The organism is Streptomyces fructofermentans (genome assembly GCF_014651055.1).
Taxonomy (GTDB): domain Bacteria; phylum Actinomycetota; class Actinomycetes; order Streptomycetales; family Streptomycetaceae; genus Streptomyces; species Streptomyces fructofermentans.
Genome location: NZ_BMWD01000021.1, coordinates 127,182 through 142,935 on the forward strand (window position 1 = coordinate 127,182; position 15,754 = coordinate 142,935).

The window sequence follows — 15,754 nt, forward strand, 5'->3', positions numbered from 1 at the left end:
CGCGAAGTCCGAGCCCGAGTGCGGAGCCCGGAGCCCGGAGCCCGAGTACCGGAGGCCGTCTCCCAGGCGCCGCGCGGTCGCATACGCGCGCCCGGTGTCCGAGTGCCCAGTGACCGCGTGTCCTGATCTCCGAGCCTCCCGGTATCCGACCGCGCGGCCGAGGAGCCCGAGCACCGGAGCCCGAGCACCGGAGCCCGACGTCCAATCGGCCGAGGAGCCCGGCTGCCGAGCGTTCCGGCGGCCAAGCGGCCAAGCGGCCGAGAAGCCCCGTGCCGGTCTTCGGGCGCGTCAGTTTCCGACGCGGGCCAGCAGGTCGACGATCCGGCTCTGCACCTCGGCGCTCGTCGAGCGCTCCGCGAGGAAGAGCACGGTCTCCCCCGCCGCCAGGCGCGGCAGTTCGGCCGGATCGACGGCGGCCGTGTAGACGACGAGCGGCGTGCGGCTGAGCTGGCCGTTCGCGCGCAGCCAGTCGACGATGCCGGCGCGCCGACGGCGTACCTGCATCAGATCCATGACCACGAGGTTCGGCCGCATCTGCGCGGCCAGGGTGACCGCATCCTCGTCGGAGGAGGCCCGGGCGACCTGCATTCCCCGCCGCTCCAGGGTCGAGGTGAGCGCGAGCGCGATCTCCGCGTGCTCCTCGATGAGCAGGACCCGCGGCGGGTGCTGCTCGCTGTCGCGCGGGGCGAGTGCCTTGAGGAGTACGGCGGGATCGGCACCGTACGCGGCCTCGCGGGTCGCCTGGCCGAGACCGGCGGTGACCAGGACCGGGACCTCGGCGGCCACGGCGGCCGTGCGCAGCGACTGGAGCGCCGTGCGGGTGATGGGCCCGGTGAGCGGGTCGACGAAGAGCGCGGCCGGGAAGGCGGCGATCTGGGCGTCGACCTCCTCGCGCGAGTGGACGATCACGGGACGGTAGCCGCGGTCGCTCAGTGCCTGCTGTGTCGTGACGTCGGGCGCGGGCCACACGAGCAGCCTGCGCGGGTTGTCCAGCGGCTCCGGGGGCAGTTCGTCGTCCATCGGCCGCGGGTGCGGCTGATTCGCGACCTCGACCGCTCCGCCGGGGCCGTCCAGCGGCTCGGGGCCCTCGTCCGCGTTCTTGTCGGGTGCTCCTATGGCGTACGAGCGTCCGGTGCCCTCGGTGGTGGCGGCGAGCCGGGACTGCTGTGCCCCGGCCTGGGCCAGAGGACGGCCGCCCGTCTCGGCCTGCTCGGCGGCCGGATCGGGGCGGGTGCCGAGCTTGCGGCGCCGCCCGGATCCGTTGGTCGCGTGCGGGGGCGGCGTGGGGGCCTGCGCCTGCGTGCCGGCCGGCGCCGGCTGGGCCTGCTGCGCGGGCTGCGGACGGCTCTGCGCCGGGGGCAGCGGAGCCGGAGCCGCCGCGCGGGCGGCCCTCGGCTGCTGGGCGTCGGTCATGCGCCGCCCGAACGGCACACCCTGCCCGAGCGTGCGGACGCTTATGGCACGGCCCTGCGTCGAGTTGGGGTCGAGCGGCGGTGCCGTCGCCTCGGCGGGCAGCGGCTGGGCGGCCCGGGGCTGATCCGGGGCGGGGCTCGGGCCCGGGACCGGGGTGTGCTCCGGTTCGGCGGAGGACTCGGCGGCACCGGGCCACGGCTGCTGGAGCTGCGCCGCCGGAGGAGTGTCCTGCTGCTGTGCCGGGACTCCGGCGCCGGAGGAACCGCCCCCACCGGGCCAGGCCTGCACGGCCGCGGCGATCCTGGGCAGGCCGGCGGCAGGGTCCGCGGAACCGGGGACGGCCTGCGGAGGCAGCGCCGGGCCCGGCACGTCCCGCTGCGACACGCCCTGCCCGGACGTCGTGGCGCCGGTGGGAGGCACGGCCTGGCCGTGCGTTGTCTGGTTTGCCTGGGCGGCCACGGGCTGCGCGGGCGTGCTCTCCTCGGGCAGGGCCTGAGGGGGAAGAGCCTGCGCGGGCGGCAGCTCGCCGGGCAGTGCCTGTCCGTGAGCCGACTGCGCCGCGACCGGACCGGGCGCCGCGGGAGCCGGAACCGCCTGGCCGGCGACCCCGGGCGCGGCGACGGCCGCATCGCCCTCGCCCGCCGCCTGCCTGGCCCGCCGGCGACCGGTGGGCGCCTGCACGGGATGCGGCTGCGGAGGCGTGTGGTCGTCGGCGGGGTCGTGCAGCGCCACGTCATGGCGTCCGCCGAGCGCCTGGGCCTGTGCTTGTGCCTGCGCCTGGATCTGAGCCTGCGCCTGGACGTGGGCCTGGGCCTGCGCCTGGGCCTCCGCGTCCTGGGCGGCGTACTCGGGCGAACGGTCCGCCTCGGCCGGGGGCAGGGCGAACACCGCGCGCGGGCCCGCCTCCTGCGCCGCCGCGCGTTCCGCCGCCGCGGCCAGCGCCCGTCGGCGCCGCCCGGTCGGCTGCGCCGCGTCGTCGTTCTCAGTACCCGTACTCGTACCCGCACCCGGGTCGGGAGCCGCGGAGGCCGCCGGAGGGGCAGCCGCGGGCAGTGCGGCCGGAAGAGCCTGCTGTTCCCCGTCGCGTCGCGCACGACGGCCGCCACCGGGCGCCGGAACACCCTGCGGGGGCACGGTCTCGCCGAGTCCCGTGGCCGCGGAACCGGCAGCGTGCTCGGCCGCGGTGACGACCGCGCCCTCGGAGACCCCGCCGTCGTCGGCCGTGCTCGGCCGTCCGCGACGGCGTCCGGTCCCGCCGGACCCCTCGGCGCCGTCCTCGTCGCCGGAGACCTGCGCGGGCAGGGCGGGCTGTGCCCCTTCGCCGGCGGCGCGCCTGCGCCGTCCGGTCGGCACGGCCGCCTCCGTCGAGGGGGCGGTCCCGCTCTCAAGGAAGGCGTCGACGGAGGCCCGCCGGGCCCGCCGCCGTCCGCCGCTCTGCGGGGCGGCCTGCTCGGGCAGCGCGACCGCGGAACCGACGGCGCCGTCCGCGGCCGGGACCGCGCCCGGGCCCGCTTCGAGAGCCAGGCCCGGGTGGGGGCCGGGAGCCGGTACCGAGCCGGCGCCGCCGCCGATGGGCACCTCCAGGACGAAGGCGCTGCCGCTCATCCCGGGGACCTCGTGCGTCTGCAGCACCCCGCCGTGGGCGCGCACGATCCCGCGCACGATCGGCTCGTGCACCGGGTCGCCGCCGGGGTACGGCCCGCGGACCTCGATGCGTACGACCTCGCCGCGCTGCGCGGCCGCCACGACGACCGTGTTGTCCATGTAGCCGCCGGCCGTGACCGGGGGCGCGTTGCCCGTGGAGTCGACACCGGCTACGTCGGCGACCAGGTGCGCGAGAGCGGACGCGAGCCGCTGCGGGTCGACCTCGGCCTCGATGGGCGGCGCGTGCACGGCGAACTGGACCCGTCCGGGGCCGATGAGTTCCACGGCGCCGTCGACACCGGCCGCGACGACCGCGTCCAGCATCACGTTCGTGCGGGTGATCTGCTCGGCCCCCGAGTCCAGGCGCTGGTAGGCGAGCACGTTGTCGACGAGCGTGGTGATCCGCGAGTAGCCGGCCGAGAGGTGGTGCAGGACCTGGTTGGCCTCGGGCCACAACTGCCCGGCGTCGTCCGCGGCGAGGGTCGCGAGTTCGCCCCGCAGCTGGTCGAGCGGTCCGCGCAGCGAGCGTCCCAGGACCGAGAGGAGCTGATCGTGGCGTGCGGCCAGCGCCTCGTACCGGTCCTTCTCCCGCTCGGCGAGTGCCGCGTACCGGTCGTCGCCGGCGGCCAGCTCCTCCTCGTGCTCCTCGCGCAGACCGGCGAGCTCCTCGCCGTGCTTCTCCCGGAGCGCGGCCAGCTCGGCGGCGTGCTCCTCGTCGGCGAGGGCGAGCTCCTCCTGGTGGCGCTTGGCCTCGGCGTCCTTCTCCTCGGCGAGGGTGTCGTACGGCCGCCGGTCGGTGAAGGTCATCACGGCGCCGACGAGCTGGTCGCCGTCCCGCACGGGCGCGGTCGTCAGGTCGACCGGGACCTTGTCGCCGCTCTTGGACCACAGGACCTGCCCGCGCACCCGGTGCTTGCGCCCGGAGCGCAGGGTGTCGGCGAGCGGGGACTCCTCGTACGGGAACGGCTCGCCGTCCGCGCGCGAGTGCAGCATGAGCGGGTGCAGTTCCTGCCCGCCGAGGTCGCTGGCCCGGAAGCCGAGTATCTGGGCGGCGGCGGGATTGACGAGGACGACCCGGCCCTCGGTGTCCGTCCCGACGACACCCTCCGCGGCGGCCCGCAGGATCATCTCCGTCTGCCGCTGCGAACGCGCCAGCTCGGCCTCCGTGTCGACGGTGCCGGAGAGGTCGCGCACGACCAGCATCAGCAGCTCGTCGCCGGTGTAGCCGGAACCGTCGTAGGCCTGCTGGGCGTTCTCCAGGTTCGCGCTCGTGACCTCGACCGGGAACTCGCTGCCGTCGGTGCGGCGGGCGACCATCCGGGTCGGCCTCGTACGGCCGCTGTCGTCGACGGCCTCGGGGCGCCGCATGCTGCCGGGGATGAGCCGGGAGTCGAACTGGGGCAGGAGGTCGAGAAGGCCCCGCCCGACGAGTGCCGTGCCCGGTGCCTCGAAGGCCTCCAGGGCGATGGTGTTGGCGTTGACGACCGTGCCATTGGCGTTCACCAGCACCAACGCGTCGGGAAGCGCGTCGAGTATGGCTGCGAGGCGAGCAGCGCCTCGGGATGGCCTGCTGCTCACGAGACGCTTCCTCCCTGTTACCGCACCTTGCCGACCGCGGGGGCCATCTTGCCAACCGGTCCGCGACGTGTCACGCGAGGGAGTCTACGGGCAGTGCCTGTGCTCGCGGCGCCGGATGAGAGGGAGGTCGCACGCAGAGGGGGCGCAGAACGGACGCAGAACCGGCGGAGGACCTGTGACCGTGCGCTTCTTTGTCCGGGAACCCGGCGGCCGCCGCGGGATTCCTACCGGCCGAGTTCCGGGAGTACGGGCACGAGGTCGTTCCATCGCGCGATCTCGCACCCGTCGCCGCGCCCGTACGCCGCGTCGACCGGCCGCCCCGCCCAGGTGCCCGTGACCCGGGCGGTCGCCGGACCTCCGTACTGCATCGTGCACAGCCCGTCCCGGGACGCCGGCGCGAAGGGATCGCGGCCCCACGAGGTCCGCCGGTCCAACTGCTCGCAGGCGGCGCGGGCGTCGGGGTGGCTGCCGCCGGCGGGATGGCAGTCCAGTTCGTACCGCCCGTCCGCGGCGCCCGCCCCGCTGACGGTCACGGTGAGGTGGTCGGCGTCGTCCGCGTCGCTCACCGGCGGCGGTACGAAGGACGCCGGAGCGGCGTACGAGGCCGGGGGCATCGCGCAGATCGCGGCGAGGGACGCGGCGGCGGACGTGACGGCGGTGACGGCGAGGCGGCGCAGCATGGCGGGCTCCACGGGGTGCGGGCGAATGGATGAGGGGGGCGAACTCCTTCTCCTCCGGCTCCCGGTCGGCCCTCCGGCGGGGCGGGCGCCCCTCTCCTCTAACGCCGTGCGCCGCGCGACGTTGCGCCGCGGGGCGTGCTTTGCCCTGGAGGCTTTCCGCCTAGTACCGTGGGGGGCGATTGGTGACAGCCCGCTCGGCTGTGTCATCATCTGCACGCACCATTCGCGCTCGCGCGGGTGGTTGTGCTGGAGGCGTCGCCTAGTCCGGTCTATGGCGCCGCACTGCTAATGCGGTTTGGGCCTTAAAGCCCATCGAGGGTTCAAATCCCTCCGCCTCCGCCGTAGGACCCGAAGCCCCGGTCGCCACGACCGGGGCTTCGGTCGTTCCTTGATCGTTCCAGGGACTCCCGCGGGCGGCCGCAGGCTCGTCGTCGAGGTCACTTCCACGTCGTTTCCGCAGGTCAGACCGGGTTCGACAAACGGATTTCGCCTCACGGCGCCAGTCATGTAATGTTGTTCCCGCAACGCCGACCAGGCAGAAAAGCCCGGAAGGAAGAGCGAAGACAACAGAACACACAAGCACTCGTAGCTTAACGGATAGAGCATCTGACTACGGATCAGAAGGTTGCAGGTTCGAATCCTGCCGAGTGCACACGGACAAGAGGCCCCGGAGAGATCCGGGGCCTCTTGCGTTTCCGGAGTGTGCGGCGGTGAAGCCGGGCGGCCGGTCGTGGCCCGCCCGTGCCGCCCCGGGTGCCGGAGAGTTGGCCGGAGCGCCCGCCCGTCGCCCGTCCGCCGCCGGTGCCGTCCGGTCCGGGCCGCCGCGGTCGCGTCCCGGCCGCCGGAAGCTGGGCCGGCGTCAGAGGCGGTCCCGGCACTGCCCGTACGGCGGCTCGGGCCCACCGCCGTTCCGTACGTGCACGCTCGCCCGTCGGCCGGGGTGGGTCCGCGCGCCGGAACTCCCGCGCGGGCACGGTGCCGTACGGCGCGGGACGCCCCACACGGTTGCCGTTCCCGGGCTGCGCGGCGGCACGGTGCGTGTGAACCTGCCTGTGTGGAAGCCCAGGCAGGTGGAGCGCTACCGGGGGACGCCGTCCGGTCGGCCCCGGTCGCCGTACTGATCGCGACCTGCGTCTCGACCCTCGTCGTCAACGCGAACACCTCGGCGGTGAGCATCCTGCTCCCGGCGATCAGCGCGGACACCGGCACCTCGCTCGACGTCCTGCAGTGGGCCGTCACCGGGTACTCGCTGGTGGGGGCCGCGGTGATCGTCACCTCGGGGGCGCTCGGCGACGTGTTCGGGCGGCGGCTCGTCTTCCTGGGCGGCCTCGCCCTGTTCATCGCCTCCTGCGTGCTGATCGCGCTGTCCGGCAGCGGCGCCGGTGTGATCGCGGGCCGGGCGATCCAGGGCGCGGCGGGGGCGACGATCCTGGCGTGCGGGATGAGTCTGCTGTCCGTGTCCACCTCGGGAGCGGGCCAGGTGAGGGCGGTGACCCTGTGGGGCGGCGCCTCGGCGGTCGGCGCCGCGGCCGGGCCGCTGGTCGGCGGTGTGCTCGTGGACGGCACGGGATGGCAGGGCCTCTTCTGGATCGACGCGGGGATCGCGCTGGCCTGCGTCCCGATCACCCTCAAGGGCGTCGCCGAGTCCCGTGACCCCGCGCGCAGCCGCTCCATCGACTTCGCCGGAACCCTGCTGATCGCCGCCGTGCTCGCGCCGGCGCTGCTCGCGCTGAGCGAGGGCGCGTCCTGGGGCTGGGCGTCGGCAGCGGTGCTCGGATGCTTCGCGGTGGCGCTGGTGTCCGCCGTCGCGTTCGTCGCGGTGGAGCGGCGGGTCGAGGCACCGCTCGTGGACCTGCGGCTGCTGAAGGACCGCGTGCTGATCGGAGCGACGGTCGCGATCCTGCTGAGCGCGGGTGTCATCAACGGTCTGATGTACCTCGTCAGCCTCTACTTCCAGAACCCCGCCACGCTCGGGCTGAGCCCGTTCGAGGCGGGCCTCGCCACGCTGCCCGCGACGGTGGGGCTGATCGCGGTGACACCGCTCATCCCCCGGATGGTCCAACGGCTGGGCATCGGCCCCGTGCTCGCCGCCGGCTTCGCGGCTGCCACGGCCGGTTGCGCGCTGCTCGTGTTCGTCCAGGGCGACTGGCGGTACGGGGCGTTCGTCCTGCCGCTCGTGCTCCTGGCCGCGGGCCTGGGACTCGTCAACGGTCCCGCGAGTTCGGCGTCCACCTCGTCCGTGTCCGCCGACGACGTCGGGGCGGCCTCCGGCATCTCCAACATGGCCCGGTACATCGGCGCGGCCGCGTTCACGGCGGCCGTGGCGACGGTCAACGCGACGCTGGGGGAGTCGCGGCGCTCGGACGGGGACGGGGCCGCGGACGCGCTCGCGGCGGGCCTGTCCGGAGCCTGCCTGCTGCTCGCGGTGGCGTCCGGGACGGGCATGCTGCTGTCCGTCCTAGCGGTACGCGCCCGGCGGCGCAGGGCCGCGCCCGGCGCCTACGGGGCGGCGGCGGCCTCGCACGCGCACACCGTCCCCGTCGGACGCCGGTGAGGCACCGGGTGTGAGGGCGCCGGGTGGTCCGGCGCACCGGGATCACGCGTGCTGGGACCACGCGCCCCGGGCGCGCAGTCGCGGTGCCCACGGGGCCCGCCGTCCCGGTGCCGGACGTACGGGCGGCCGTTCGGGTGCGCGAGGGCGGTCGCGGGCGTACGGACGGTCCTTCAGCACGCCGTGCCCCGGCGGATCCCGTCGAGGTGGTCGCTCATCAGCTCCCGGGTCCGGGTGAACCAGTCGTGCAGGACGGCGACCTCCTCGGGGGAGTAGTCGTCGAACTGCGCGTTCAGACGGGCGTAGTACGGGCCGTAGAGGGCCGTGACGCGGGCGACGGCGTCCGGTACGGGGGCGATGCGCACGCGGCGGCGGTCGGCGGGGTCGGGGCGGCGGGTGACGTACCCGGCGCGTTCCAGACGGTTGAGGATGCCGGTGACCGCGCCGGTGGTGACGTGGGCGCGGGCGGCCAGGTCGCCCGCGGTGACGAGGTTCTCGCCGGCTTCCAGGACGTATCCGAAGCAGGTCAGGTCGGTGACGTTCAGCCCCAGCCGCTGGGCCATCTCCTGCTGGCCGAACATGCTCGTGGCGATGAGGCCGTCCATCGCGTGGAGGGCCTGCGCGGGAGTCGCACCCGGGCGGCCCGCCCGGGCGGGGGCTGTGCCCGTCCCGGGGGAGTCGCCGGCCCGGGCGGGGCTGCTCCCGGACTCCGTCGGGCCGCCGCTCCCCGGAGCCGTCGGGTCGCCGCTCTCCGACTCCGTCCGGCCACCGCTCTCCGGGGCCGCGGGCCCGCTCCCCCGTGGCCGGTCCCGGCCCTCCGCGTACCCGCCGCCCGTGGCTGCCATTGAATTCCCTTAGCGCGTGAGATAAATTCCTTACTTGCTAAGGCATTCTATCGCCGGACAGGCCGGAGGGTCGCATCATGAGCGGGCATCAGCATGACGAGGGGCACACCGTCGCAGGGTGGACCGGGTGTGCCGTCGCCGTGGCCGGGTCCACGGTCGCCGGAGTGGGCATGTGCCTGTCGTCCGCGGCGGGGCTCTGGCTGGGGCTGGGCGTCGTGGCTCTCTCCGTGCTCGTGACCTGGGGACTCCATCTGACGGGCTGGGGGAAGCCGCCCGGTATCAGGCCGCCCGCCGAGCGGGGCTGGCGGGTGAGGGACCGCGGCGCGCGCGAGGGGCACCCCGGGTGCGTCGGGTGCCGGCTGGCCGGCCGGGGGCGTCCCGCGGAGGCTGTCGAAGCTGCCGCGGCAGGTGCTGCCGCTGCGGCCGTCGATGGCGGTGCGGTCGGTGCGGGTGTCGTGTCGGCCGGACGCACGACGGCGGCGTCCTGAGGAACGGCGGACTCCCGCGTGGGCCCGCTGAAAGCCCCGCACCGTCACTGTGAGGAACCGCTCGGCTCCGCCGATGTCAGTGCCGCCCTCTACGCTCGCGAGTGATGGCACAGGTCTGGAAGTGCGCGGGACTCCGTTGGGTCGACGGGGCTCCCGTGCTGACGTGGGACGGGGGGCGCCGCAGTGAGCTGCCATGGGGGAAGAGGATCGCGTTCACCGTGGTCGACGGGGGTGTGCGGCGCTGCGTCGGGGCGCGCGGGCACGGCTGCCCCCACGCGGCCGAGGTGCCCGCGCGCACCGTCGGTGCCCGCTGCGAGGAGTGCGCCCGGCTGGACCGGGCGCACTCGGTGGCGGCGGACGCCGTCCCCGACGACCCCCGGCCGTACTCCGTCTACCTCGCGTGGTTCGGACCCGGGATGGTCAAGGTGGGGATCACCGCGGTCGCACGCGGGTCGGCCCGGCTCCTGGAGCAGGGAGCCGTCGTCTTCAGCATGCTCGGGCAGGGGCCGCTGATGGCCGCCAGGCGCAGCGAGGAGCTGCTGCGCACGGCCCTCGGGGTGCCGGACCGGATCGCTTACGACGCCAAGCGTGCCGTGCGCGGCGCCCTGCCCGGGGCTGAGGCGCGCGCGGCGGAGGTGCGCGAACTGCACGGGAGGGCCGTCGGGCTGAGCGCCTGGCCGGAGGCGCTGGAGCGGATGCCGTTCGAGGCCGTCGACCACGCGGCCGCCTTCGGGCTTGACGGGCTGCCACCGGCCGTGGGAGTGATCGGCGGGCTCGCGGCGGGTGGGGGCGTCGGCGGTGAGCTGGTCGCCGCGGCCGGCCCCGACCTGCATCTGAGGACCGGCCGGGGGGTCGTCGTCCTCGACACGCGGCTGATGGCGGGGTGGGAGCTGAGCGCCGGCGGTGCCGACGTCGCGGGAGGGGCCGTGGTCGGCCTGCCCGTCCGGGAGTTCGGAGGCGTGCAGGACGGGCTGTTCTGAGGAGGCGACCGGATGGTCAAGAGATCGATCCCTCCTGGACCCCCTTTGGCAAACGTGCTGGACGCCGTGAGCGTGCCGACCCGAGAGTGGACGCCATGAGCGATCAGCCCGCAGCACCAGTCACCGCGTACGAACCGCCGTACTACGCCGTCGTCTTCACGTCGGTGAAGACGACGGCCACGAGCGCCCCGGGAGAGTACGGAGCGACCGCCGAGCGCATGGAGGAACTGGTGAGCCGGATTCCCGGGTACCTCGGGATGGACCACGCGGACTCCCCCGGCGGGCTGTCCATCACCGTCGGATACTTCCGTGACGCCGACGCCCTGCACCTGTGGCGGAGCGACATCGAGCACCGCGCGGCGCAGAAGCGCGGCCGGGCGGAGTGGTACGAGAGCTACACCCTGCACGTCGCCAAGGTCGAGCGCAGCCACGCCTTCGTGCGGGAGCCGGCCCGGTGAGCGGGACCGGCGGAGGGGAAGCGGGTGCGGGAACCGGAACCGGCTTCCCCCGCGGAGTGGCCGACTCCTCCGGGGGAGGGGGAGTCGCGCCCCGCGCCGCCGCCGGAGATCCCGCGTCCCGCGGACCGGGCTCGGCCGCGGACCCGTCCGGAACCGACGCCGCAGCCGGAGTCGACGCCACGGCCGCCGCGGATGCCGGAGCCGACGCGGATGCCGCCGCCGACCCCGCAACCGCAGCCCACGCCGCAGCCGACGCGGATGCCGGAGCGGCGGATCGAGCCGCGACTCACGACGTGCGGCGGTTCTGGGAGGAGCTGGGGCTTCCCGGCCTCGTCGACGTGCACACGCACTTCATGCCGGAGCGCGTCCTGGAGAAGGTCTGGGCGTACTTCGACGCGCTCGGGCCGCTCACCGGCGGTCTCGCGTGGCCCATCACCTACCGGGCCGAGGAACTCGAACGGATCGGAACGCTCCGGCGGTTCGGCGTGCGGGCCTTCACCGCCATGCTCTACCCGCACAAGCCGGGCATGGCCGAGTGGCTCAACGAGTGGGCCGTCGACTTCGCGCGCAGGACCCCGGACTGCCTGCACACCTCGACCCTGTTCCCGGAGCCGGGCGCCGCGGCCTACGTGGGACGGGCGTTGGAGGACGGGGCGCGGGTCCTCAAGGCGCACGTCCAGGTCGGGGCGTACGACCCGGCCGACGAACTGCTCGACGAGGCATGGGGGTTGCTCGCCGACGCCGGCGTTCCCGTCGTGATCCACTGCGGCTCCGGGCCCTCGCCCGGCAAGCACACCGGACCGGAGCCGATCGGCCGGGTGCTCGCCCGGCATCCTCGACTGCGGCTGGTCGTCGCCCACATGGGGATGCCGGAGTACGAGGACTTCCTCGGTCTCGCGGAGCGGTACGGGGAGCTGCGGCTGGACACGACGATGGCGTTCACGGACTTCAGCGAGCGGTTCGCCCCCTTCCCGCGGCGGGCGCTGCCCCGGCTGGCCGATCTGGGCGACCGGATTCTGCTGGGGACCGATTTCCCCAACATCCCCTATCCGTACGGGCACCAACTGCGCGCGCTGGAGCGGCTGGACCTCGGCGACGACTGGCTGCGGGCGGTCTGCCACGACAACGGGGCGCGGTTGTTCGGGCTGTGACGGCCGGCGCGGCCGACGGGAGAGCGGTCCGGCCCGGCAGGCGGCAGCCAGGCACGCCGAGCGGGACCGGAGCCGCCGGCCGGGTCAGCCGGTGGCGACCAGCAGGTCTCCGTTGCCCTCCTCCCACTGGACGGCCACCGCCCCGCCGACGACGTCACGGACGTCGAGTGTCACGCCCTGGTCGTCCCAGTACTCGTCCGGCACGGCCATGACCGGCAACCTCAGGGTGTGGAGCACGTCTCCGGTGCCGGTGTCGAGGACGAGCAGTTCGCCGCGGACGCGGCGGCCCTTCTCGGACCCGGTGACGAACGGCTGGCGTACGACATAGGCCCGTCCGTCGGCGATCACCGCCTTCCCGTACTCCTGGCCGGCCGGTGCCTCCAGTCTCCAGACGGTGCGGCTCCTCCCGGTGTCGTAGCCGCGCAGGGCGGTGGCGCGTCGGTCGTCGAGGCCCTCCTCCGGGGTGCCGTCGACGAGCAGGACCGTGCCGCTCTCCGAACCGACCCGGTCCCAGCTTCGGGGCAGGGACACGGCGCGCGGGGTCGTCCCCCCGCGGTCGACGTCGAGCAGTCGGTCCTCCTCCGCCCCGTCGTGGAGCGTCGGGACGGACAGAGTCCGGTCGCCGGCCCGGGTGATGAGCTTCGGGTCCCCGATGGGCTGCTGCCAGAGGGCCTCGCCACTGCGGTTGTCGACGCCGATCAGGAGGTTGTACTCCTCGACCTTCGACCTGGTGGCGAACCTGTGCCGGTCGCAGATGACCCCCAGCACGGTCAGGTGGTCCGGCAGGGCGTACGCGGCGGGGACGACCAGGTCCTTGCACGAGGCGGGTGCCCGCATCGTCCACAGGCTGTGGCCGTCCCGCTCGTCGTAGGCGCGCACGGCACCCGTCGTCTGGGTGAGGGCCTGGCCGCCGACGAGGTCCACCGCCTGGAAGATCCCGTCGTCGCGTACCGTCTCGCGCCACAGCCGCCTGCCCGTGCGCAGGTCGACGCCGACCAGTTCGCCGTCCCAGTACGCGTTCACCACCGTGCGGTCCGACACGTCGAAGAGCGCTGCCGCGGAGTCGACGTCCCCGCGCTCGTAGTGCCAGAACTCCTCGCCGGTGCGCGCGTCGGCGGCCTTGAGGCCGGCGTCCGTGGAATGGACGGCCAGCCCGCCCACCAGGACCTCGTCGAGGTGGGTCTTCCGGCGTACGACGTGGTCGGGTGCCACGGGCGCCTCCGTGCCGAGGGCGGCCGGCAGCGAACCCTGAGCCCCGGTGACGAGGTCGTCCCGGTCCTGCTGGAGGAGGACCAGCGGGATCATGGCGAGTACGATCGCCATCGCCGCGTACAACAGGTGCCTCTCCCACGGTGGAGGCGCCGGGTCCCCCAGCAGCAGCTTCGGCAGTTCCCCACGCGCCACGGCAGCCCCCCACGGACCCGATTCCCCGCCGTGCACCGGCGGTTGACGGATCGTCCCCCATCGCCGACCGCGGATCAAGGAGTTGCCGGGCGGGTTCCCCGAGAGGCTCCTGTGCGTTTCTCAGGGAAAACACAGGTTCCCGAAAGCGTGCTCTCAGAGCCGCGGAGCAACCTGTCGGGCATGACCACGACCTCGCCCCAGGGGCGCACCGAACTGCTGAGGCCGGACGGGAGCCCCGTCCGCGTGCTGGTGGTGGACGACGAGTTGTCGATCACCGAGTTGCTGTCGATGGCCCTGCGCTACGAGGGCTGGCAGATTCGCAGCGCGGGTGACGGGACGGGCGCGGTGCAGACCGCGCGCGAGTTCCGGCCCGACGCCGTGGTGCTCGACATGATGCTGCCCGACATGGACGGCCTGGCCGTCCTCGGCCGGCTGCGCCGGGAGCTGCCGGACGTGCCCGTCCTGTTCCTGACCGCGAAGGACGCGGTGGAGGACCGGATCGCCGGGCTCACCGCGGGCGGCGACGACTACGTGACCAAGCCGTTCAGCCTCGAGGAGGTCGTGGCGCGGCTGCGCGGGCTCATCCGCCGCGCCGGTGCCGCCGACCGCCGCTCGGAGTCCGTCCTCGTCGTGGGCGACCTCGCCCTGGACGAGGACAGCCACGAGGTGTCGCGCGGCGGCGACAGCATCCACCTCACGGCGACCGAGTTCGAGCTGCTGCGGTTCCTGATGCGCAACCCGCGCCGGGTGCTCAGCAAGGCGCAGATACTCGACCGCGTGTGGTCGTACGACTTCGGCGGCCAGGCCAACGTCGTCGAGCTGTACATCTCCTACCTGCGGCGCAAGATCGACGCGGGACGCGAGCCGATGATCCACACCCGGCGCGGCGCCGGCTACCTGATCAAGCCCGCGGTGTCGTGAGCGGGCGGCGACGGCCGCGTGCGCGGCGGCGCGGGCAGCCGCGGACCCTGCGGACCCGGCTCGTCGTCTCCGCCGTCGCGCTGATCGCGGTGGTGTGCGCGGTGATCGGCACGGTGACGACGATCGCGCTGGAGCAGCACCTCTACAAGCAGCTCGACACCTCGCTGACCGAGGTCGGCAAGCGTGCCGCCGACCCTCCGCGGAACAGCACGGCCCCCGACGGCGTACAGCCGGGCGGCGGCCCCGAGGGCCCGCTCGGCGACACGTCGCAGAACGACCCGCTCGGCTTCGTGACGAAGGGCCAGACGCAGGAGGACACCATCGCCGCCCGGGTGGGCGCGAACGGCGGGGTGTCCGAGGCGGTGATCGCCAAGGAGGACCCGTCCGACAACACCGTCCTCGTCCCGAAGGGGATCAGGGAGTCGGCCACCGCCGCGATCGCCTCCGTGTCGAAGACCGGCATACACACCGTGGACATCCCCGGATACGGCGAGTACCACGTCATGTACGTGTCGGGCGACCGCGGCGACTTCTACGTGGCCCTGCCCACCGAGGCCGTCGTCGCCACCATCCACACGCTGATCCTGGTCGAGGTGAGCGTCACCGCGGCCGGCCTCGTGGCCGCCGGCATCGCCGGATCGGTCCTCGTGACGGTGGCCCTGCGGCCGCTGCGCAAGGTCGCAGCCACCGCCACCCGGGTGTCCGAACTCCCCCTGCACAGCGGCGAGGTGACGCTCGACGAGCGGGTCCGGGAGTCCGAGACCGACCCCCACACGGAGGTCGGCCAGGTCGGCGCCGCGCTGAACCGGATGCTGGACCACGTCCACGGAGCCCTGCACGCCCGCCAGGAGAGCGAGACCCGCGTACGGCAGTTCGTGGCCGACGCGAGCCATGAGCTGCGCACCCCGCTCGCCTCGATCCGCGGGTACGCCGAACTCACGCGCCGCGGAAGGGAGGAGACCGGCCCCGACACCCGGCACGCGCTCGGCCGCATCGAATCCGAGGCCGGGCGGATGACGGGTCTCGTCGAGGACCTGCTGCTGCTCGCCCGGCTCGACGCCGGGCGGCCCCTCTCCTACGAGCCCACCGACCTGTCCCCGCTGGTCGTGGACGCAGTGAGCGACGCCCGCGCCGCCGGGCGCGAACACAACTGGCGGCTCGAACTGCCCGACGAACCCGCGCTCGTGCCGGCCGACGCCGCCAGGGTGCAGCAGGTCATGGTGAACCTGTTCGCCAACGCGCGCACGCACACGCCACCCGGCACGACCGTGACCGCGCGCGTGCACCGCCGGGACGGCCGGGTCTGCGTCGACGTCCGGGACGACGGCCCCGGCATCCCGCCGGACCTGCTCCCGCACGTCTTCGAACGGTTCGCGCGGGGCGACTCCTCGCGCTCGCGCGCCTCCGGGTCGACGGGGCTCGGGCTCGCCATCGTGCAGGCCGTCGCGGTCGCGCACGGCGGCGAGGTGACCGTCGACAGCGTGCCGGGTCGCACCGTCTTCACGGTGCACCTGCCCGCGCTCGCGTCCCACGGGCACGGCTCCGACGAGCCCCCCGTGCCGGAAGTCCCGTACGCGCGACGGTACTCACAGGCGCAGCACAGCACGACCACATGGGCGCGACAGGGCGCCTGACGACAGT

The 15,754-nt window shown here is 74.4% G+C and carries 11 protein-coding genes and 2 tRNA genes; 9 read left to right on the top strand and 4 right to left on the bottom strand.

The window, feature by feature from the left end; genetic code table 11:
- Nucleotides 1-288 precede the first annotated feature (288 nt).
- Together IE265_RS26270 and IE265_RS26275 are read right to left on the bottom strand one after the other, a co-directional pair.
- A complete protein-coding gene (locus tag IE265_RS26270; protein WP_190038155.1) occupies nt 289-4,635 on the bottom strand; it encodes a hybrid sensor histidine kinase/response regulator in 4,347 nt (1,448 codons plus the stop codon).
- A gap of 224 nt (nt 4,636-4,859) precedes the next feature.
- Nucleotides 4,860-5,315, bottom strand: a complete 456-nt coding sequence (locus IE265_RS26275; protein WP_190038156.1) for an SSI family serine proteinase inhibitor — start codon at nt 5,313-5,315, stop codon at nt 4,860-4,862.
- Between the two features lie 248 nt (nt 5,316-5,563).
- On the opposite strand from IE265_RS26275, the gene IE265_RS26280 reads away from it, so the two are divergent.
- The 3 genes from IE265_RS26280 to IE265_RS26290 all read left to right on the top strand — a co-directional run bounded on the left by IE265_RS26280 (nt 5,564) and on the right by IE265_RS26290 (nt 7,869).
- A tRNA-Ser gene (locus IE265_RS26280) sits at nt 5,564-5,654 on the top strand.
- Between the two features lie 240 nt (nt 5,655-5,894).
- Nucleotides 5,895-5,967 (top strand) — tRNA-Arg (locus tag IE265_RS26285).
- Nucleotides 5,968-6,369: 402 nt separating this feature from the next.
- Nucleotides 6,370-7,869 carry an MFS transporter gene (locus IE265_RS26290; RefSeq protein WP_190038157.1) on the top strand — a complete coding sequence of 500 codons (1,500 nt, stop codon included), beginning with the start codon at nt 6,370-6,372 and terminating at the stop codon, nt 7,867-7,869.
- A gap of 170 nt (nt 7,870-8,039) precedes the next feature.
- On the opposite strand, the gene IE265_RS26295 is transcribed toward IE265_RS26290, so the two are convergent.
- A complete protein-coding gene (locus IE265_RS26295) occupies nt 8,040-8,471 on the bottom strand; it encodes a MarR family winged helix-turn-helix transcriptional regulator (protein WP_190038205.1) in 432 nt (143 codons plus the stop codon).
- Nucleotides 8,472-8,788: 317 nt separating this feature from the next.
- Here IE265_RS26295 and IE265_RS26300 point away from each other — a divergent pair, with 317 nt between their 5' ends.
- The 4 genes from IE265_RS26300 to IE265_RS26315 all read left to right on the top strand — a co-directional run bounded on the left by IE265_RS26300 (nt 8,789) and on the right by IE265_RS26315 (nt 11,788).
- The gene (locus IE265_RS26300) at nt 8,789-9,199 is read left to right on the top strand and encodes an HGxxPAAW family protein (protein ID WP_190038158.1); all 411 of its coding nucleotides are present in this window, start codon (nt 8,789-8,791) and stop codon (nt 9,197-9,199) included.
- A gap of 104 nt (nt 9,200-9,303) precedes the next feature.
- The gene (locus tag IE265_RS26305; protein WP_190038159.1) at nt 9,304-10,179 is read left to right on the top strand and encodes a DUF2797 domain-containing protein; all 876 of its coding nucleotides are present in this window, start codon (nt 9,304-9,306) and stop codon (nt 10,177-10,179) included.
- A 95-nt stretch (nt 10,180-10,274) separates the two neighbouring features.
- Nucleotides 10,275-10,637: an antibiotic biosynthesis monooxygenase family protein gene (locus tag IE265_RS26310; protein WP_190038160.1), complete on the top strand. Its 363-nt coding sequence runs from the start codon at nt 10,275-10,277 to the stop codon at nt 10,635-10,637.
- 293 nt (nt 10,638-10,930) lie between these two features.
- Nucleotides 10,931-11,788 (top strand): amidohydrolase family protein, encoded by an 858-nt coding sequence (locus tag IE265_RS26315; protein WP_190038161.1) that lies wholly within the window; start codon nt 10,931-10,933, stop codon nt 11,786-11,788.
- Nucleotides 11,789-11,872: 84 nt separating this feature from the next.
- Here IE265_RS26315 and IE265_RS26320 read toward each other — a convergent pair whose 3' ends face one another.
- The gene (locus IE265_RS26320) at nt 11,873-13,192 is read right to left on the bottom strand and encodes an outer membrane protein assembly factor BamB family protein (protein ID WP_190038162.1); all 1,320 of its coding nucleotides are present in this window, start codon (nt 13,190-13,192) and stop codon (nt 11,873-11,875) included.
- Between the two features lie 180 nt (nt 13,193-13,372).
- Between IE265_RS26320 and IE265_RS26325 the strand changes: the two genes are divergently transcribed.
- Both IE265_RS26325 and IE265_RS26330 read left to right on the top strand, forming a co-directional pair.
- Entirely contained in the window at nt 13,373-14,113 is a 741-nt protein-coding gene (locus tag IE265_RS26325) for a response regulator transcription factor (protein ID WP_190038163.1), read from the top strand.
- Nucleotides 14,110-15,747, top strand: a complete 1,638-nt coding sequence (locus IE265_RS26330; protein WP_190038164.1) for a sensor histidine kinase — start codon at nt 14,110-14,112, stop codon at nt 15,745-15,747. Before IE265_RS26325 ends, IE265_RS26330 begins: the two co-directional genes overlap by 4 nt.
- Nucleotides 15,748-15,754: the final 7 nt, after the last annotated feature.

What these genes read in the sequence shown, in the direction of transcription:
- IE265_RS26275 (WP_190038156.1), bottom strand. Translation starts at nt 5,315, where the DNA reads ATGCTGCGCCGCCTCGCCGTCACCGCCGTCACGTCCGCCGCCGCGTCC.
- IE265_RS26295 (WP_190038205.1), bottom strand. Translation starts at nt 8,471, where the DNA reads ATGGACGGCCTCATCGCCACGAGCATGTTCGGCCAGCAGGAGATGGCC.
- IE265_RS26300 (WP_190038158.1), top strand. Translation starts at nt 8,789, where the DNA reads ATGAGCGGGCATCAGCATGACGAGGGGCACACCGTCGCAGGGTGGACC.
- IE265_RS26305 (WP_190038159.1), top strand. Translation starts at nt 9,304, where the DNA reads ATGGCACAGGTCTGGAAGTGCGCGGGACTCCGTTGGGTCGACGGGGCT.
- IE265_RS26310 (WP_190038160.1), top strand. Translation starts at nt 10,275, where the DNA reads ATGAGCGATCAGCCCGCAGCACCAGTCACCGCGTACGAACCGCCGTAC.
- IE265_RS26325 (WP_190038163.1), top strand. Translation starts at nt 13,373, where the DNA reads ATGACCACGACCTCGCCCCAGGGGCGCACCGAACTGCTGAGGCCGGAC.